Source organism: Thauera sp. 27, assembly GCF_000310125.2.
In the GTDB taxonomy this organism is placed as follows: Bacteria; Pseudomonadota; Gammaproteobacteria; order Burkholderiales; family Rhodocyclaceae; genus Thauera; species Thauera mechernichensis.
On the sequence record NZ_AMXB01000032.1, the window covers coordinates 22,405 to 41,005 of the forward strand.

An 18,601-nucleotide genomic window follows, 5' to 3' on the forward strand; every position below is an offset into this window, starting at 1 on the left:
GTCAGGCGGATCGGGGTGTTGCGAGCAGGCGTGCGAGGTAACGCCCGGTGTGGCTCGAGGGGTGGGCTGCGACTGCTTCCGGCGGGCCTGCGCACACAATGGTGCCGCCCCCACCGCCGCCTTCCGGGCCCATGTCGATCAGCCAATCGGCAGTCTTGATGACATCGAGATTGTGCTCGATGACGATAACCGTATTGCCATGGTCGCGCAGACGGTGCAGGACCGTGAGCAGCATCTCGATGTCCTGGAAATGCAGGCCGGTGGTGGGTTCATCGAGGATGTACAGGGTGCGGCCGGTGTCGCGCTTCGAGAGTTCTAGGGCGAGCTTGACACGTTGCGCTTCGCCGCCCGACAAGGTGGTAGCGCTCTGGCCCAGACGGATGTAGCCGAGGCCGACATCCTTCAGGGTCTCGAGCTTGCGCGCGACGGCGGGCACAGCAGCGAAGAAATCGAAGGCCTGTTCCACCGTCATGTCGAGCACTTCGTAGATCGTTCGCCCCTTGTAGCGGATCTCCAGGGTCTCGCGGTTGTATCGCTTACCGTGACAGACGTCGCAAGGCACGTACATGTCGGGCAGGAAGTGCATCTCGACCTTGATCATGCCGTCGCCCTGGCAAGCCTCGCAGCGGCCTCCACGCACGTTGAAGGAGAACCTCCCAGGTCCGTAGCCACGCGCGCGGGCCTCGGGCACGCCCGCGAACAGCTCGCGTATCGGTGTCAGCAGGCCGGTGTAGGTGGCTGGGTTCGACCGCGGTGTGCGACCAATTGGTGACTGGTCGACATTGATGATCTTGTCCAGGGCGTCCAGCCCTTGGACGCTCCGGTGGGGGGCGGCCTCGACGCTGGCGCCATTGAGGTGGCGCGCTGCTGCGGCGGCCAGGGTGTCGTTGATCAAGGTCGACTTGCCCGATCCGGACACGCCTGTGATGCAGGTGAACAGGCCGATCGGTAGCGCCGCATCGACCTGCTTGAGGTTGTTACCGGTCGCGCCGAGGATGTGCAGCATACGCTCCGGGTCGAGCTGCCGGCGGGTGCGCGGCACCGGGATGCTGCGGCGGCCGGCGAGATAGTCACCGGTGATGGAGGCTGGGTCGTCGATGACTTGCTGGGGTGTGCCGCGGGCGACGATTTGACCGCCGTGCTCCCCTGCGCCCGGGCCCATGTCGATCAGGTAGTCGGCGCTGCGGATTGCGTCTTCGTCGTGCTCGACAACGATCACCGTATTGCCGAGATCGCGGAGTTGGCGCAGGGTGCCGAGCAGGCGGTCGTTGTCGCGCTGGTGCAGGCCGATCGAAGGCTCGTCGAGCACGTACATGACGCCAGTCAAGCCTGAGCCGATCTGGCTGGCCAGGCGGATGCGCTGAGCTTCGCCGCCGGACAGGGTGTCTGCAGCGCGGTCGAGTGAAAGATAGTCGAGGCCGACGTTGATGAGGAAGCTGAGGCGGTCGGCGACCTCCTTGATGATGCGCTCGGCGACCTGGGCGCGCGCGCCGGTGAGCTGCAGCTGGGTGAAGAAGCGCTGGCATTCGGCGAGCGGCAGGCGAGCGATGTCGGGCAGCGCACGGCCACCGATCAGCACGTGGCGTGCCTCGCTGCGCAATCTGCTGCCCTCGCAGGCCGGGCAGACCCGGCTGGCACGATATTTCGTCAGTTCTTCTCGCACCGCCTGTGAGTCGGTCTCGCGCAGGCGGCGCTCGAGATTCGGGATGATGCCTTCGAACGGGTGCTCCTTGAGCACCATGCGGCCATTGTCGGCCATGTAGCGAAAGGCGATGCGGGTGCGTCCGGAGCCATGCAGGACGGTCTCACGTACCGTGTCGGGTAGATCGATGAACGGGGTCTCGATGTCGAAGCCGTAGTGTGCTGCGAGGCTGGCGAGCATCTGGAAGTAGAACTGGTTGCGCCGATCCCAGCCCCGGATCGCGCCTGCGGCGAGCGAAAGTTCGGGGTGTGCGACGACGCGTGCGGGGTCGAAGAACGCGATGGCGCCCAGTCCATCGCAGCGCGGGCACGCGCCTGCCGGGTTGTTGAACGAGAACAGGCGTGGTTCGAGCTCGGCGAGTGCGAAGCTGCACACTGGGCAGGCGAAGCGCGCCGAGAACAGGTGAGCGGTGCCGCTGTCCATCTCCACGGCGAGCGCACGTCCGTCGGCATGCTGGAGCGCGGTCTCGAAGGACTCGGCGATGCGGCCACGCTGGTCGGCACGGACCTTCAGGCGGTCGATCACCACCTCGACGTCGTGGCGGCGGCTCTTGTCGAGTGCCGGCATCGCATCGAGTTCCATGACCTCGCCGTCGACCCGCACGCGCACGAAGCCCTGGGCACGCAGCTCGGCGAACAGGTCCTGTTGCTCGCCCTTGCGCCCGCTCACCACCGGGGCGAGGATCATCAGCCTTGTCTCGGGCGGCAGCGCCAGAACGTGGTCGACCATCTGGGCCACACTTTGGGCCTCGAGGGCGTGCTCGGGGTGCTCCGGGCAATGGGGCGTGCCGGCACGGGCGTAGAGCAGGCGCAGGTAGTCGTGGATCTCGGTAACCGTACCCACGGTGGAGCGCGGGTTGTGGCTGGTGGCTTTCTGTTCGATCGAGATCGCGGGCGACAGGCCCTCAATGAGATCTACATCCGGTTTTTCCATGAGCTGCAGGAACTGGCGCGCGTAGGCCGACAGCGACTCGACGTAGCGGCGCTGGCCCTCAGCGTACAGCGTGTCGAAGGCGAGCGAGGATTTGCCGGATCCGGACAGGCCGGTGATGACCGTGAGCCGGTTTCGCGGCAGGTCGGCACTGATGTTCTTCAGGTTGTGCGTGCGCGCACCGCGGATGCGGATCTCGTCCATGGCAGATGCCTAGCGTGGGCCAGCCCGAAACTATACGAGAGAAGGGCGGCACCGGCCAGGCGGCCGGAGTGCTAAAATGCTCGGCTTTGACGACGCCGGTTTCCTCTGATGACCGTTCCTGCTCGCGATCCGATGACGCGCGACGAACGCCGCGCCGGCATGAGCCTGGCAGCGATCTTTGCGCTGCGCATGCTGGGGCTGTTCCTGATCCTGCCTGTGTTCGCAGTTCATGCCGCGACCATCCCGGGCGGCGACAACCTGACCCTGGTGGGGCTGGCGATAGGCGCCTACGGCCTCACCCAGGCCTGCCTGCAGATCGCCTACGGTGCCGCCTCCGATCGTTTCGGCCGCAAGCCGGTGATCGTGTTCGGACTCGTGCTGTTCGTGATCGGCAGCGTGGTCGCCGCGCTAGCCGACGATATCACGATGATCATTGCCGGCCGTATCCTGCAGGGGGCGGGCGCGATCTCGGCGGCAGTCACGGCGCTCGCTGCCGACCTCACCCGCGACCAGCACCGTACCAAGGTGATGGCCATGATCGGCTCGTCGATCGGGCTCGTGTTCGCGCTGTCCATGGTCGCTGCGCCGCTGTTGTATGCCGCGGTCGGCATGGATGGGATCTTCTGGCTGACCGCGGTGCTCGCCTTCGTCGCCATCGGCGTGGTGCTGTGGGTGGTGCCTGCGGCGCCGCCCGTGCCGCGCGCGACGGGGCGCCTGATCGACGTGCTCCGCGACGGCCAGCTCATGCGGCTCAACTTCGGCGTATTCGCGCTCCATCTCATCCAGACCACGATGTGGGTGATGGTGCCCTCGGCCCTGGTGGCGAGCGGCGGGTTGCCCATGCCCGAGCACTGGAAGGTCTATCTGCCGGCCGTGCTGTTGTCCTTCGTCGTGATGGTGCCAGCGGTGATCGTCGCCGAGCGCCATGACAAGCTCAAGCCCGTTTTCAATGCGGCGATCGTGCTGCTGGCGGTGGTCCAGCTGGGGCTGTGGCTGATTGGTGACGGTCTGATACCATTGGCATTGCTGCTGACGCTTTTCTTCATTGCGTTCAATGTGCTCGAGGCAACCCAGCCGTCGTGGATTTCGCGCATCGCAGCGCCCGGCGCAAAGGGCACAGCGCTGGGGGTGTATAACACCTTGCAGTCGATCGGCCTGTTCCTCGGCGGCGTGCTCGGCGGCTGGCTGGGCCAGGTCCATGGGCCGGGTGCGGTGAGCCTGTTCTGTGCCTTGCTCGCCCTTGCCTGGCTTGGTCTTGCGGCGTCCATGCGGCCGCCGCCGCTGCGCGCGCAGCCGGCAGCGGGCTGAAGCACCCAGGCCTGGCCTGGGGTCTGTCGTATTTCACGCGGGTGCAGCGCTTACATCGCCGCGCCCGGATGCACACTCAAAGGAGAACCGGATGGCATCCGTCAATAAAGTCATCCTGGTCGGCAACCTCGGTGCCGACCCGGAAAGCCGTTTCGCCCCGTCGGGCGACGCGATTTGCAATATCCGTCTTGCCACCACCGAGAACTGGCGCGACAAAGCCACCGGCGAGCGCCGTGAAGCGACCGAATGGCATCGGGTGTCCTTCTACGGCAAGCTGGCCGAGATCGCTGGCCAGTATCTGCGCAAGGGCAGCCAGGTGTACATCGAGGGCAGCCTGCGGACCCGCAAGTGGCAGGATCAGAGCGGCCAGGACCGCTACACCACCGAGATCCGCGCTGACGAGATGAAGATGCTGGGCGGCCGTCGCGAAGGTGGTGACGCACCGATGCGCGCGAGCGAGGGTGGCTGGGACGCGCCCGCGCCGGCCGCTGCCGCGCCGCGCGCACCCGCACAGCGCCCTCAGCCGGCAGCACAACCGCAGCAGCAGCCGGGCGGTTTTGGTGATTTCGACGACGACATCCCGTTCTGAAGCGGGAGGATGCGGATGCGCGCGCGTGATGTGCGTCCGCGACACTGCCGGAGCGCGAGGCTAGAGTCGGGTCGCCGATGCTGGTCTGCCGCGCGGCAGTGCGAGGAGGGAGTGCAATGTTGGACCTGATCAGCCACGCCGACGGCGTTCATGCGGTGGATTCCGGCTATGGCCGGCCGCAGCTTGCGGCCATCCATATCATCGTGCAGGACGGTCGCGCCGCGATCGTCGATACCGGCAGCAACGCCTCGGTGCCGCGCGTGCTCGGCGCGCTCGCCGCGCTCGGTATCGCGCCCGAAGCAGTGGATTGGGTGTTGTTGACCCACATCCATCTCGACCACGCCGGTGGTGCGGGCAGCCTGATGTGTGCGCTGCCGCACGCCAGGCTTGTCGTGCATCCGCGTGGCGTGCGCCACATGACTGATCCGAGCCGGTTGTGGGACGCCACCTGCGCCGTTTACGGGCCGGAGCGCGCGTTCGCGCTCTACGGACGCCTGGTGCCTGTCGCGGCCGAGCGCATCGTGGCGGCCACCGACGGCCTCGAGCTCAAGCTGGGCGGTCGCTGCCTGCGCATCTTCGATACCCCGGGGCATGCGCGCCACCACGTCTGCATCTGGGACGACAGTGCGCGCGCCTTCTTCACGGGCGACACCTTTGGCTTGTCCTATCGCGAACTTGATGTCGATGGCCGTGCCTTCATCATGCCGACGACGACGCCGACCCAGTTCGAGCCCGAGGCGATGCACGCCTCCATCGACCGCATGCTGGCGATGCAGCCGCAGGCCATGTACCTGACGCACTACAGCCGGATCACCGAAGTCGATCGCCTGGGCGCTGACCTCCACCGTCTGATCGACACCATGGTGGCGGTGGCGCAGGCTGCGCGCGGCGATGGCGTGGCCCGCCATGTCGAGATCCTTGCCGGCCTCGAGCAGATCATGCGCGAGGAGGCCGCACGCCAGAACTGGGCGCTCAACGAGGACGAGACGCTCGACCTGCTGCGCATGGACCTCGAGCTCAACGCCCAGGGTCTGGGCGTATGGCTCGACAGCCAGCGCGTCACCGCGGCCGAGACGGCCTGAGCGGGGCGCGATGCAAGACGCAGGCGTCGATGTTGCCCGCCGCTTCGGCGGTATCGACCGGCTCTACGGCGATGGCGCAGTCGCCCGTCTGCAGGTCGTACATGCCTGCGTGATCGGTGTCGGCGGCGTCGGCTCGTGGGCGGCCGAGGCGCTGGCACGCAGTGGGGTAGGCCGACTCACCCTGATCGACCTCGACCACGTTGCCGAGTCGAACATCAACCGCCAGGTACATGCGCTCGAATCTACGCTCGGCATGGCCAAGGTCGGCGCGATGGCCGCGCGCATTGCGGGCATCAACCCGCTGTGCGCGGTCGAGCAGGTCGAGGACTTCCTGACTGCCGAGAACGCCGAGGACCTGCTGCAGTGCTTCGATGTCGTCATCGACGCCATCGACAACGTGCGCGCCAAGGTAGCGATTGCGGCCGTGTGCCGGCGCCGCCGAATCAGGTTGGTGATGGCGGGCGGGGCAGGGGGCAAGACCGATCCGGGCCGGCTGGTGGTCGATGATCTGGCACGTACGGTGCAAGACCCTCTGCTGTCCAAGGTGCGCGCCCGCCTGCGCAAGGAACACGGTTTCAGCCGCGACCCGCGGCGCAAGTTCGGCATCGATGCGGTGTTCTCCACCGAGCCGGTGCGCTACCCCGAAGCGCGGGCCTGCCAGGGTACGGGCGCGGCTGCCGCGCTCGCTCCGCAGGGGTTGGCCTGTGCCGGATATGGCTCGAGCATGGCAGTGACCGCCAGTGCGGGCCTGTTCTGCGCCGCACGCGCGCTCGATCATCTGCTGCAGGCGCGGGTAGCCTGCGCTACCCTTGGCGCAGCGGACCCAGACAACCCGGAGAGCTGTTCATGAATTCAAGTGTTGCGCGTGACACCGCCGTCGTCTTGTTCGGGCATGGTGCCCGTAATCCCGACTGGGCGGGGCCCATGCGCCGCATCCGTGAGGCGCTGCTGGCACGCCCCGATGCGCCGAGCGTGGAGCTTGCCTTCCTCGAGTTCATGACGCCGACGCTGCCGGAGGCGGTGGCCGCGCTGACTGCCGCGGGTGCGCGCAAGGTGGCGGTAGTGCCGATCTTCCTCGCCCAGGCGGGGCATCTCACGCGTGACCTGCCGATCCTGGTCGATGAGGTGCGCGCGGCCCACCCAGACTGCGAGATCGTGCTCGCCACCGCAGCGGGCGAGTCCGCCAGGGTGGTCGCTGCGATGGCGGACTACGCGGCTTCCTGTCTCGACTGATTCCCCCGTACGCTTCAGCGTGCGCATGGCCTGCTGCAAGGCCATCGCATCAAGCGCGCGATCTTGCGGATGCAGCGGCATGATCGCCTTCACGAGTTCGCGGCTGGGGCCGCTCCTACGGCGGGTCTGCAGCGCTTGGGACCAAGGCAGGAGCGGCGCCAGCCGCGAGCTTTTCGTCGTTCACATGCTGGTTGTCCGCGCGGGAAGAGGTTCATGCACGCGCGTCGTGGCGGATGGCTTGACGCTCATGTCTATAAGAATATACTTATAGACATGAAGATGATCATGCTCCCCCCTCTTGTACGCGCCGTACTGGTCGCGTGTGCTTTTTCAGTGCCGGGCGCAGCCACTGCCGACGTGCCGACCGTGCGGATCGGCGCGCAGGCACAGGATCTTGGCTTCGTCAGCGAGGCCAGCATAGAGGCTGTCCATCAAGTCACCGTTGCTGCGCAGGTGCAGGGGCGGGTCCTTGCACTCGCCGTCGACACCGGCGACCGTGTCCGCCGCGGCCAGGTGCTGGCCCGCATCGATGCGGCCGAGGCGGCGGCTGCGCTTGCGGCTGCGCAGGCCGGGGTGGGGCAGGCCGAGGCCGAAATGGGCAATGCCCGTAGCGAACTTGCCCGTGCACGCGGCCTCGTCGAGCGCCAGTTCCTCAGCGCGTCCGCGCTCGATGCCGCGCGTACCCGCCTCGAGGCTGCCGAGGCGGCCGTCAAGGCTGCCCGCGCCCAGCGCGAACAGGCTGCCACCGTAAAAAGTCAGTTCGAGATCGTGGCGCCGCTCGACGGCGTGGTGTCGGTGCGCCATATCGAGACCGACGAGATGGCCCAGCCCGGACGCGCGCTATTCACCCTTCACGACCCGGCACGCATGCGTGCCGTCACCGATGTGGCGCCGCAGCGCCTGGCCGCGCTCGGTGACGGGGCTGTGCGCGCGCGCGTGACGCTCGGGGATGGCGGCCGCGTCGTCGATGCCGAGGCGGTCACCTTGCTGCCGGCGGCGGATGCGCGCACGCACACGGTGCGTGTCCGCGTCGAGTTACCCGCAGGCACAGACGGATTGATGCCGGGCAGCTTCGCGCGCGTGCATTTCGTGGGGGCGGGCACGGCAGAGGCTTCCGTGGTGGTTGTGCCGCGTGCGGCCATCCTGCGCCGTGGCGAGTTGACAGCGGTGTATGTCGCTGACGGAGCAGGCGGCTTCGCGCTACGCCAGGTCCGCCTCGGGCGGGGTGTGAACGGCAGCGAGGCGGTAGAGGTGCTGGCCGGCCTCAAGGGTGACGAGACGCTCGCCCTCGATCCAGTACAGGCTGGCCTCCGGGCGCGCGCAGCTGCGCCTGCACGCTGAGGAGGTGATCATGGATACGCCTCTCGGCATCGCTGGCCGCATCGCGGCCGGCTTTCAGCGCAATGCCATCACGCCGCTGCTGGCCTTGGTGCTGCTGCTCGCCGGCATCTTTGCCACCCTGGTCACACCGAAGGAGGAAGAGCCGCAGATCGACGTCACCATGGCCAACGTGCTGGTGCCGTTTCCGGGGGCTTCTGCGCGCGACGTCGAAGCCCTTGTCGCGCGTCCTGCCGAGCAGGTGCTGTCGCGCATCGCTGGCGTGGAGCACGTGTATACCGTGTCGCGGCCGGGCATGGCGGTGGTCACCGTGCAGTTCGAGGTCGGCGTGCCCAACCAGACCGCGCTCGTGCGCCTTTACGACACCGTGCACTCGCACGCCGACTGGCTGTCGCCGCAGCTTGGCGTCGGCACGCCGCTGATCAAGCCCAAGGGCATCGACGACGTGCCCATCGTCAGCTTCACGCTGTGGACCGCGGATGGCGAGCGCGCCGGCTTCGAGCTGCAACAGGTTTCGCGTGCGATCGAGACCGAGTTGAAGCGTATCCCCGGCACCCGCGACGTGCTCACTATCGGTGGCCCCGGTCATGTCATCCGGGTGAACATGGACACCGTGCGCATGAACGCGCACGGTGTCACTGCGCAGGACCTGCGCGCCGCCCTGCAGCTGGCCAACGCCTCGCAGCCCGCAGGCAGCCTGGTGGCCGGCAACCAGGAGGTGCTGGTTCAGACGGGCACCTATCTGGAGTCGGCCGAAGACGTACGCGGCCTGGTGGTTGGCGTGCACGACCTGCGCCCTGTCTTCCTGCGCGATGTCGCCGACGTCATCGATGGGCCCGATCAGCCCGCGCAGTACGTGTGGTTCGGCACCGGCGCGGCTGCGCAGCAGCGCGGCATCGAGCAGCAGGGCATGTTCCCCGCGGTCACCCTGGCGTTGTCGAAGAAGCCTGGCGCCAACGCCGCCGACGTCGCCCGCGCGGCCATGCAGCGACTGGACAGTCTGCGCGGCAGCCTGATCCCCGATGGGGTCGAGGTCACCGTCACCCGCGACTACGGCAAGACGGCCAATGACAAGGCTGCCCAACTCATCGGCAAGCTCGCCTTCGCGACCGCCGCGGTGGTGGCGCTGGTCTTCTTCGCGCTCGGTCGGCGCGAGGCGCTCATCGTCGGCATCGCGGTCACGCTTACCCTGGCCGCCACCTTGTTCGCGTCCTGGGCCTGGGGCTTCACCCTCAACCGGGTGTCGCTGTTCGCGCTCATTTTTTCGATCGGCATTCTGGTCGATGACGCCATCGTGGTGGTCGAGAACATCCATCGCTGGCATACGCTCGAGCCCGACACGCCGCTGTGGAGGCTGATCCCCAAGGCGGTGGACGAGGTCGGCGGCCCCACCATCCTCGCCACTTTCACCGTGATCGCGGCGCTGCTGCCGATGGCCTTCGTCAGCGGCCTCATGGGGCCCTACATGAGCCCGATCCCGATCAATGCCTCGATGGGCATGTTCATCTCGCTGGTGGTGGCCTTCGTGGTCACGCCCTGGCTGGCGCAGAAGATGCTGAAGAACGTCGATGCGCACCAGCACGGGGGCGAGGATCGCATGACGAAGCGGCTCGATGGCCTGTTCCGTCGTCTCATGACGCCCTTGCTCGACGCCCGCCGTGGCGCGCGCAACCGCCTGCTGCTGTGGCTCGCAGTGCTGGCGCTGATCGGTGCCTCGGTGGCGCTGCCGGTGGTGCAGCTGGTGGTGATGAAGATGCTGCCCTTCGACAACAAGAGCGAGTTCCAGGTGGTGCTCGACATGCCGGTGGGTACGCCGGTGGAGGATACTGCGCGCGTGCTCAACGAGATCGGCGCGCATCTGGCTGCCGTGCCCGAGGTCACCGACTGGCAGTCCTACGCCGGCACCGCCGCGCCGATCAACTTCAACGGCCTGGTGCGCCAGTACTACCTGCGCAGCGCCCCGGAGCAGGGTGACATCCAGGTCAACCTGGTCGACAAGTCTGCGCGCTCGCGCCAGAGCCACGAGATCGCGGTCGCGGTGCGCGACGCGGTCAGCACGATTGCGACCCGCAACGGCGGCAACGCCAAGGTGGTGGAGGTGCCGCCCGGGCCGCCGGTGCTGTCGCCGATCGTCGCCGAGATCTACGGTCCGGACTACGCCGGGCAGCTGGAGGTGGCGCGCCGGGTGCGCGCGGCCTTCGAGGCCACGCCCGACATCGTCGGCGTGGACGACACGGTGGACGAGGATGCGCCCAAGCTGGTGCTGCGCGTGGATCAGGCCAAGGCCGCGCGCATGGGCGTGGCCCAGGCCGACATCGTCGAGGTGGTGCGCCTCGGCCTCGCCGGCGAGAACGTCACTCCGGTACATGGCGGCGACAACAAGTACGAGATCCCGGTGCGCGTCCAGCTGCCGGCGGTGGAGCAGTCCGAGCTCGCCAGCCTGCTGGCGATGCAGGTGCGCGCGCGCCAGGGCGACAACGCCGGCCAGCTGGTCAAGGTGTCCGAGCTGGTGCAGGTTGCCGAAACCCGGCGCGAGCAGATCCTGTACCGCAAGGACCTGCTGCCGGTGGTGTATGTGACCGGTGACATGGGCGGCAAGCTCGATTCGCCGCTGTACGGCATGTTCGACATCCGTACACGTGTCAATGGCATGGCGCTCGAGGGTGCGCCGGGCCTGTATGGCACGCTCGGCGAGTGGTTCATCAGCCAGCCCGACGACCCCTATGCCGGATACCAACTCAAGTGGGACGGCGAGTGGCAGATCACCTACGAGACCTTCCGCGACATGGGGGCGGCCTACGCGGTCGGCCTGGTGCTGATCTACCTGCTGGTGGTGGCGCAGTTCAGGAGCTATCTGGTGCCACTCATCATCATGGCGCCGATCCCGCTCACCATCATCGGCGTGATGCCCGGGCATGCGCTGTTCGGCGCCCAGTTCACCGCGACCTCGATGATCGGCATGATCGCGCTCGCTGGCATCATCGTGCGCAACTCCATCCTGCTGGTGGACTTCGTCAACCAGCAAGTTGCCGCGGGCATGGAGCTCGGCGAGGCAGTGATCCGTGCCGCGGCGGTACGTGCCAAGCCGATCGGACTCACTGCGTTGGCGGCGATGATCGGCGCGGTGTTCATCCTCGACGACCCGATCTTCAATGGCCTCGCGATCAGCCTGATCTTCGGCATCCTGGTGTCCACCGTGCTCACCCTGGTGGTGATCCCGGTGCTGTACTACGCGGCCATGCGCAGTCGCATCGGCCGCTTGCAGGATCTGCCGAGTCAGGCCTGATCTGAAGGGCGCACGCTGCTGGACGGGATGACGGGGCTCACGTCCCTGTGCCCGGCGCCGTGCGCTTGTGCACGCCGGACCGCTGATGCTTCGAGCGGGGAAGACACCTGTGGCAGCGGCAAGCGCTAGAATCACGCGATGCTCATCAGCTCCGGGATGCATATGGCCACGAATGACGTACCGCCGCACCAGGATCGACGCCTCAATCGGCGCTTGCCGCTGGGGTGCCCCGCCTACATCGCGTTGCGTAACGGCGAACGGGTAGACGCGACCTGCATCGAGATCGGGGTGGGAGGCATGACGCTGCATGCGGCCTATGTGCCGGGGCGCAACGAGGTCATCGACGTTGCCGTGCTGGGGCCGCTTGGTTCGCCGACACCGGACCGCCCGCCGTTGATCACCAAGCTCGAGGTTACGCGCTGCAATGCGCTCGGTGATGGCCGCTACGAGATCGGCGGCCAGATCGTGCGCGTGGTCGACTGAGCGCGCGCCCCATCGGCGCGGCCTGTCTCAGCGTGCCGCCTCCCGGCGGACCAGCATCCACAGCGCAAAGGCGAAGGTGGCGGTGAAGGTTACCAGCGACCAGTTGGCGATCGACAGTCCGAGGAAGGTCCAGTCGATGGCGACGCAGTCGCCCGCGCCACGGAAGATCATTGGCAGGGCCTCGCCCAGAGGGAAGCTCTCCAGCATGAATTCCAATCCTGGGCCACACTCCGGGATCTCAGGCGGAAAGAGCTGCATCCAGCTCTGGCGCGCGGCGATGCCGCCGCCGCCAAGCGCGCCCACGGCGATCAGCGCCGCGTACACGCGGCTGCCGCTGCGGCCCGGGCCGTGCAGGCCGCCGACCAGGGCAACGAGTGCCACGCCCAGGAAGGCATAACGCTGCATGATGCACATCGGGCAGGGTTCCAGCCCCCCTACGTGCTGCAGGTAGAGTCCGAAGCCAAGCAGGCCGATGGCGGTGGCGAACAGGGCGAGGTAGAGCACGCGCGCCGGCAGGTGCAGCAGGGTGTGGATCAGGGACATCGGGTATCGGTTTCCTGGGCGGGCGCCCATTGTAGGTCATGCGTCCTCGGAGCGTGGTGTCGCGGTTTCGGTTCCCGCCGCGGTCCCCGTGCCCAGTGCAGCCTGCAGCATGTCCAGAAAAGCGCGTGTCTTGGCCGGCATCAGCCGTCTTCCCGGGAACACCGCCCACGCCGTGTGGGTGGGCAGGCACCACGCCGCGAGCACCCGGCGCAGTTCCCCGCGGCGCACGTAGGGGGCGGCGAAGTAGTCCGGTACCGCGGTAATGCCTGCGCCGCCGCGGGCCAGTCGGATCAGTAGCTCGGGTGAGTTTGCAGTGATGCTGCCGGGTGGCGTGCCTTGCCAGCGTTCCTCGCCCCGCATCAGCGTCCAGCCTAATGGGGCGCCTCCGCGTCCGAGCAGCCGCAGCGCGCGGTGCTGGTTGAGTGCGTCAGGGCGCTCGGGTTCGCCATGCTCGGCGAGGTATGCGGGGGCAGCATAAAGTCCGGCAGGGAACACCGCCAGGCGGCGCGCGGCGAGCACGGTGTCGTCGGGTAGTTCGCCCATGCGGATGGCGATGTCGAAGTTCTCGCCGAGCAGGTCGACCCGCCGTGGCGACAGGTCCAGTTCCAGCGCCACCGCGGGGTGCAGGGCGCAGAAGGCGGCCAGGGCGTCGGTGAGCAGGAGGTTGGCGAAGTCGCTCGGCATCGACACGCGCAAGCGTCCGCTGGGGCGGGCCTGGCGGCTTTCTGCGAGGGCCTTTACAGCGTCAATCTCGCTTGCGACCTGGCGTGCATGCTCGAGCAGTGCCTCGCCGAACTCGGTGACAGTCAGGCGTCGGGTCGTGCGCAGCAGCAGCCGTTCCCCTAGCTGCTCCTCGAGCATGGAGATGCGGCGCGAGACCGTGGACTTGGGCAGGCCGAGGCGGTCGGCAGCGGCGGTGAAGCTGCCACCCTCTGCCACGCGGGCGAAGATCAGCAGGTCGGCGGGGTCGTATTGTTCCAATTTTGAGACAATGTTGCTCTAAATGGGGGGTTAATCAATTAAATAGGCACGATTAGACTCTCATCACCGTGTTGCAACAAGACCCTGACCCCAAGCGTCCCAAGGAGAGAGAACATGAACATTCTGCAGATCAACGGCAGTGCCCGCACTGAAGGCGCCAACTCCACCCGTGTCGCCAGCGACATCGTTGCCCGTCTGAAGTCGACCCACCCCGAGGCGCTGATCGTGCTGCGTGACCTGGCGCGCGATCCTGCCCCGGTGATCGATGAAGGGGCGCTCGGTGCGCTGTTCACCCCCGCCGACCAGCGTACGCCGGAACAGGCGGTCCGCGTGGCCGAGAGCGACGCCTTGATTGCCGAGGTGCAGGCTGCCGACGTGATCGTGATCGGCGTACCGATGTACAACTTTGGCATCTCGACTCAGCTCAAGAACTGGATCGACGCGATCGCTCGCGCCGGTGTCACCTTCCGCTATACCGAGCGTGGGCCCGAGGGCCTGCTCAAGGGCAAGAAGGTGATCGTCGCCTTCGCTCGCGGTGGCCGCTACCGCGGTACGCCGGCCGACACCCAGACGCCCTTCCTGCAGACGGTGTTTGCTTTCCTGGGGATGACCGATGTGCGCTTCGTGTATGCGGAAGGGCTGAACATGGGTGACGAGTCGGCCCGGCAGGGCTTTGCCGAGGCTGAGGCGGATATCGCCGTCGCCTTGGGGTGAGTTTCGGCAACTGCGGCGGACCCGTCCGCCGCAGCATTGCCAGCGGTAGGACAGACATGAGGAGAGCAGACATGAGTGCAACGACAGCAGGTGCCAGTCCTGTGGTTACGGTGGTGCAGCCGCGCACGGTCGAACGTCTGGTTACCGGCGTACCGACCTCCGATGGTGCAGGCGTGAAGCTGACGCGCGTGCTGACACAGTCCCTGCAGCGCCGTCTCGATCCTTTCCTGATGCTCGATGCCTTCGGCAGCGATCGGGCCGAGGATTACATCGCCGGCTTCCCCGATCATCCACACCGCGGCTTCGAGACGGTGACCTACATGATCGCCGGCCGTCTGCTGCATCGCGATAGCGCCGGGAACGAGGGCTTGCTGGAAAGTGGTGGCGTGCAGTGGATGACGGCTGGCCGGGGGGTGATCCACTCGGAGATTCCGCAACAGGAAGACGGACTGATGGCGGGCTTCCAGCTGTGGTTGAACCTGCCGGCGAGCGACAAGATGAGCGCACCTTGGTACCGGGATTTCGCCGCCCGCGAGCTGCCACGCGTGCGCACCGCAGCCGGGGTCGAGGTCACCGTGATCGCGGGCGAGAGCCATGGCGTGGGCGGTGCAGTGACGCGCACCGCCACGGCGCCGCTCTATCTGGACATTCACCTGCCTGCGGGGGCGCAGTTCGAGCAGCCGCTGGCGGTGGAGCACAACGCCTTCATCTACGCCTATCAGGGTCAGTTGACGGTTGCGGGGCAGGTGGTGCCCGAGCACACCATGGCCATCCTTGCCAATGAGGCTGCCAGCGATGGTGTGCGGCTGGAGGCCAGGGCCGATGCACGTGTGCTGCTCGTTGCCGGCCGCCCCCTGGGCGAGCCGATTGCCCAGTACGGCCCGTTCGTGATGAACACCGAGCAGGAGATCTATCAGGCGGTCGCCGATTACCGCGCGGGCCGGTTTGCGGCCTGATCGACAGGCGTGTTCAGTGCGGCAGCAGGGCGGCGAGTTCGCGCTCGAGCAGTGTGGCGTCGCCCTGGTTGAGTTCGATCAGGCGGCGCAGGTGGGTGATGCTGTCGAGGTCGATTGCAGTGCATGCGAGCCCTATCCGGCCCGCGCTGCAGTGCGCCACATGGCCGTCCATGCGCACCACGGCCTCGCCGTCATCGAGCACGAGCTCGAGGCTGCAGCTGGCGCCAGAAGTGATCGCCGCTCCGTCCTGCAACTGCAGCAGTGCGCCCTTGAGTGAAAGGTCGAGGATCTCGCAGGCCTCGGTGTGTCCGGCGACGCTGAAGCGGGCTCCGTGGTGAAAGCCGATGCGGGCGAAGTGTCTGTGCTCGGGCGTGTCCATGTCGCGATCAGTCCTTGGGTTGGCTTGTGTGTTGCGCCCGCGCGGTGTTCAGTGCGCGAGCGCTTTCAGCGCCGCGACCTGCGCGGTGATCGGGGCGGGTATGGGGGCGTCGCCCGCGAGCATGGCGCGGATGAGTGCTGCGTTGTCGGTGACGCCCGGCAGGTCTGGCAGCCCGGGTAGCGGTGGGGCGCCGCCTTCTTCGCCCGCGACGGCCAGCCGCGTCTCACCGTCGACGTAGGCTTTCATTTCCGGGCAGCGGCGAGGGTTGGCGTAGATCTCGCCCTCGGTGCCACGTAGCAGCATCGAGCGCCCACCGTCCAGGCGCAGGAAGGCATCCATGCGCTCGAGGTACTCGGGGTGGGTGACCGCCACCACGCGCACGCTGCGTCCGCGGCAGGGGTCGATCAGCTTGGCCATGGTGTGGCCGCTGGCGCGCACGCCCATGCGGGTGCGCAGGGCAAGCAGGGGGTCGAGACCCGGTAGCAGGCGCTGGAGGCTGATGCACGCCAGGCGGCGGTCCGCGAGTTGCGCTGCGGCCTCGGCGGTGTCGGCCGCCGGGCGCAGGTCGAGCTCGTCAAGCAGCTCGAACGGGCTGACCCGGGTGTCGAAGTCGTGACGACCCTGGATCAGCACCGGAACGCCCTCACGTGCCAGCAGCATCGCCACCAGCGGCATCAGATTGGCCTGGCGGCGTGCGCCGTTGTAGGTCGGCAGGACGACGCAGCGGGGGCCCGCCGGTACCTGGACCTGGGCGCTGCGCGCGTCCATCGCCTGCTTGAAGCCGAGCAGTTCGGGCAGGGCCTCGCTCTTGATGCGGAAGGCGATCAGGATGGCGCCGAGCTCGAGTTCGGGAATGCGACCGTCGAGCATGTCGCCGAACAGCGCGGCCGCCGTGTCCGTGTCGAGGTCGCGTGCGCCCTTGGCGCCCCGCCCGATTTCCTTGATGATTGCGCCGTAGTTCATGGCCCGGATTATGGCGGGCTTCCTGCCGCCCTGCCAGCGGCAAAGGCGGTGTGCGCGTGCAGGCCTCGCTCGGCTTCCGGTGCATGCCGTGCCGAACCTATCCCCCACGGAGATCTATCGAATGGAAGTTGGATTCATCGGACTCGGCCTGATGGGCCGGCCCATGGCGCTCAACCTGATCAAGGCAGGTCATCGCGTGCATGTCTGGAGCCGCCGTCGCGCGTCGATGGAGCCGCTGCTGGCGGCTGGCGCGGGTGAGTGCGAGAGCGCGGCCGATGTCGCCAGACGGGCGGCAGTGACGATCAGCATGGTGGCCGATGCGCCCGACGTGGAGCAGGTGACGCTCGGCCCGGCAGGCGTGGCCGAGGCGGCAGGGGCGGGTCACATCCATATCGACATGAGTACCATCGCACCGGCCGCAGCGCAGTCGATTGCAGCCCGTCTGGCGGCGCGCGGCGTGACGGCGCTCGATGCGCCGGTGTCGGGAGGAGAGGTCGGCGCCATTGCGGGCTCGCTCACCATCATGGCCGGCGGTGATGCCGATGCTTTTGCGCGCGTGCTGCCCCTGCTCGAGGCCATGGGGCGCTCGATCACCCGCATCGGTGACGCCGGTGCCGGCCAGGTCGCCAAGGCCTGCAATCAGATCCTTACCGGCGTCGGTGTGGCGGCAGTGGCCGAAGCGCTCAATTTCGCCACGCGCAGTGGGGTCGACGCTGCGCGCGTGCGCGAGGCTTTGCTGGGCGGCTTCGCGTATTCGCGCATCCTGGAGAACCACGGTCAGCGCATGCTGGAGCGCAACTTCAAACCTGGCTTCAAGGCCTGGATGCACCAGAAGGACATGCGCATCGTCATGGAGGAGGCGCACCGGCTCGGGCTCGCCCTGCCATCGGCTGCGGCGACGACGCAGCTGTTCAATGCCATGGTCGGCAGCGGCCTGGGCGAGGACGATTCGGTTGCCGTGCTCAAGCTGCTCGAGCGCATGAGCGGCGCTGCGGCCGAGTGAAACAGGAGGGCATGGGCATGAGGATCGGTTTCATCGGCCTGGGCGCAATGGGCGAGTCGATGGCACGCCATTTGCGCGCTGCCGGGCACCCCCTTGCGGTGTGGGCGCGGCGGCCGGAGTCCGCGGCTGGCCTGGTCGCCGAGGGGGTGCCCTTGTGTGCCACCCCGGCCGAACTGGCGGCACGCAGCGAGGTGGTGGTGACCATCGTCACCGCGAGCGCGGACGTGGAGGCGCTCGCCTTCGGCGGGGACGGACTCGCCGAGGGTTTTGCCAAAGGCGCCATCCATCTCGACATGAGCACTATCGCCCCTGATACGGCGCGTCGCCTGGCCGAGCGCTACGCGCGCCAGGGCGTCGACTGGGTGGATGCGCCCGTCTCCGGTGGGCCCCAGGGCGCGCGCGATGCAACGCTGGCGATCATGGCCGGCGCCCATCCCGAGGTGCTGGAGCGCGTACGTCCGCTGCTCGAGGTGCTTGGCAAGCGCATCGTGCACATCGGTCCGCCGGGCGCCGGCCAGGTGGCCAAGGCCTGCAACCAGATGATCATGGTGTCAGTCGTCCAGGCCTGCGCCGAGGCCATGCGCCTGGCTGCAGCCCACGGCGTCGATCTGGCGGCGGTGCGCACGGCGCTGTTGGGGGGCTCGGCGTCCTCACGCATGCTGGAGATCATGGGCGACAAGATGGTGCGCCGGGACTTTTCGGCCGGGATCGAGGCACGGCTCCACCATAAGGACTTCGGCATCCTGATGAACGAGGCAGCGACGGCAGCTGTGCCGCTGCCGATCGCGGCTCAGGTCTGGCAGCAACTCAACGCGCTGATGGCGCAGGGGATGGGGCGCGACGACATCTCCAGCCTGCTGCGGGTGCTGGAGGCCACGCAGGCTCAGGGCCGATTGCGGACTTGAGT

Annotated in this window: 17 protein-coding genes; 12 read left to right on the plus strand and 5 right to left on the minus strand. The window is 67.6% G+C overall.

The annotated features are described in order from the left end of the window. Position 1: 1 nt before the first annotated feature. The gene (uvrA, locus tag B447_RS16125; protein WP_002942750.1) at positions 2–2,836 is read right to left on the minus strand and encodes an excinuclease ABC subunit UvrA; all 2,835 of its coding nucleotides are present in this window, start codon (positions 2,834–2,836) and stop codon (positions 2–4) included. Between the two features lie 108 nt (positions 2,837–2,944). Between uvrA and B447_RS16130 the strand changes: the two genes are divergently transcribed. From B447_RS16130 to B447_RS16170, 8 genes are all read left to right on the plus strand, one after another. Then, positions 2,945–4,144, plus strand: coding sequence for an MFS transporter (locus B447_RS16130; RefSeq protein WP_232431651.1), 1,200 nt, complete (start codon positions 2,945–2,947; stop codon positions 4,142–4,144). 91 nt (positions 4,145–4,235) lie between these two features. Next, positions 4,236–4,733 carry a single-stranded DNA-binding protein gene (gene ssb, locus B447_RS16135; protein WP_002931643.1) on the plus strand — a complete coding sequence of 166 codons (498 nt, stop codon included), beginning with the start codon at positions 4,236–4,238 and terminating at the stop codon, positions 4,731–4,733. 116 nt (positions 4,734–4,849) lie between these two features. Then, positions 4,850–5,815, plus strand: a complete 966-nt coding sequence (locus B447_RS16140; RefSeq protein WP_002942760.1) for an MBL fold metallo-hydrolase — start codon at positions 4,850–4,852, stop codon at positions 5,813–5,815. Positions 5,816–5,825: 10 nt separating this feature from the next. Beyond that, positions 5,826–6,665 carry a tRNA threonylcarbamoyladenosine dehydratase gene (locus B447_RS16145; RefSeq protein ID WP_002942762.1) on the plus strand — a complete coding sequence of 280 codons (840 nt, stop codon included), beginning with the start codon at positions 5,826–5,828 and terminating at the stop codon, positions 6,663–6,665. Continuing rightward, complete coding sequence (locus B447_RS16150) at positions 6,662–7,048, plus strand: sirohydrochlorin chelatase (RefSeq protein WP_002942770.1); 387 nt, start codon at positions 6,662–6,664, stop codon at positions 7,046–7,048. The genes B447_RS16145 and B447_RS16150 overlap by 4 nt, the downstream gene beginning before the upstream one ends. Before the next feature lie 273 nt (positions 7,049–7,321). Then, positions 7,322–8,389 carry an efflux RND transporter periplasmic adaptor subunit gene (locus tag B447_RS16160; RefSeq protein ID WP_002942772.1) on the plus strand — a complete coding sequence of 356 codons (1,068 nt, stop codon included), beginning with the start codon at positions 7,322–7,324 and terminating at the stop codon, positions 8,387–8,389. 10 nt (positions 8,390–8,399) lie between these two features. Next, positions 8,400–11,672, plus strand: coding sequence for an efflux RND transporter permease subunit (locus B447_RS16165; protein WP_037983019.1), 3,273 nt, complete (start codon positions 8,400–8,402; stop codon positions 11,670–11,672). A 162-nt stretch (positions 11,673–11,834) separates the two neighbouring features. Then, positions 11,835–12,155, plus strand: a complete 321-nt coding sequence (locus B447_RS16170; RefSeq protein ID WP_232431652.1) for a PilZ domain-containing protein — start codon at positions 11,835–11,837, stop codon at positions 12,153–12,155. A 27-nt stretch (positions 12,156–12,182) separates the two neighbouring features. Here B447_RS16170 and B447_RS16175 read toward each other — a convergent pair whose 3' ends face one another. Then, the gene (locus B447_RS16175; protein WP_002942778.1) at positions 12,183–12,698 is read right to left on the minus strand and encodes a disulfide bond formation protein B; all 516 of its coding nucleotides are present in this window, start codon (positions 12,696–12,698) and stop codon (positions 12,183–12,185) included. Between the two features lie 36 nt (positions 12,699–12,734). After that, complete coding sequence (locus tag B447_RS16180) at positions 12,735–13,679, minus strand: LysR family transcriptional regulator (RefSeq protein ID WP_002942780.1); 945 nt, start codon at positions 13,677–13,679, stop codon at positions 12,735–12,737. Between the two features lie 114 nt (positions 13,680–13,793). Between B447_RS16180 and B447_RS16185 the strand changes: the two genes are divergently transcribed. Both B447_RS16185 and B447_RS16190 read left to right on the plus strand, forming a co-directional pair. Beyond that, entirely contained in the window at positions 13,794–14,393 is a 600-nt protein-coding gene (locus B447_RS16185; protein ID WP_002942788.1) for an FMN-dependent NADH-azoreductase, read from the plus strand. Positions 14,394–14,464: 71 nt separating this feature from the next. Further along, positions 14,465–15,349, plus strand: coding sequence for a pirin family protein (locus B447_RS16190; RefSeq protein ID WP_002942789.1), 885 nt, complete (start codon positions 14,465–14,467; stop codon positions 15,347–15,349). Between the two features lie 13 nt (positions 15,350–15,362). Here the strand turns inward: B447_RS16190 and B447_RS16195 are convergent, their stop codons facing one another. Further along, complete coding sequence (locus B447_RS16195) at positions 15,363–15,728, minus strand: PilZ domain-containing protein (protein WP_002932243.1); 366 nt, start codon at positions 15,726–15,728, stop codon at positions 15,363–15,365. 48 nt (positions 15,729–15,776) lie between these two features. Next, positions 15,777–16,691 carry a DNA-binding protein YbiB gene (gene ybiB / locus B447_RS16200; RefSeq protein WP_002942790.1) on the minus strand — a complete coding sequence of 305 codons (915 nt, stop codon included), beginning with the start codon at positions 16,689–16,691 and terminating at the stop codon, positions 15,777–15,779. A 121-nt stretch (positions 16,692–16,812) separates the two neighbouring features. On the opposite strand from ybiB, the gene B447_RS16205 reads away from it, so the two are divergent. Beyond that, entirely contained in the window at positions 16,813–17,694 is an 882-nt protein-coding gene (locus B447_RS16205; protein ID WP_002942791.1) for an NAD(P)-dependent oxidoreductase, read from the plus strand. Positions 17,695–17,711: 17 nt separating this feature from the next. After that, on the plus strand, positions 17,712–18,599 hold the full coding sequence (locus tag B447_RS16210; protein WP_002942792.1) for an NAD(P)-dependent oxidoreductase: 888 nt from the start codon (positions 17,712–17,714) through the stop codon (positions 18,597–18,599). Positions 18,600–18,601 lie beyond the last annotated feature (2 nt).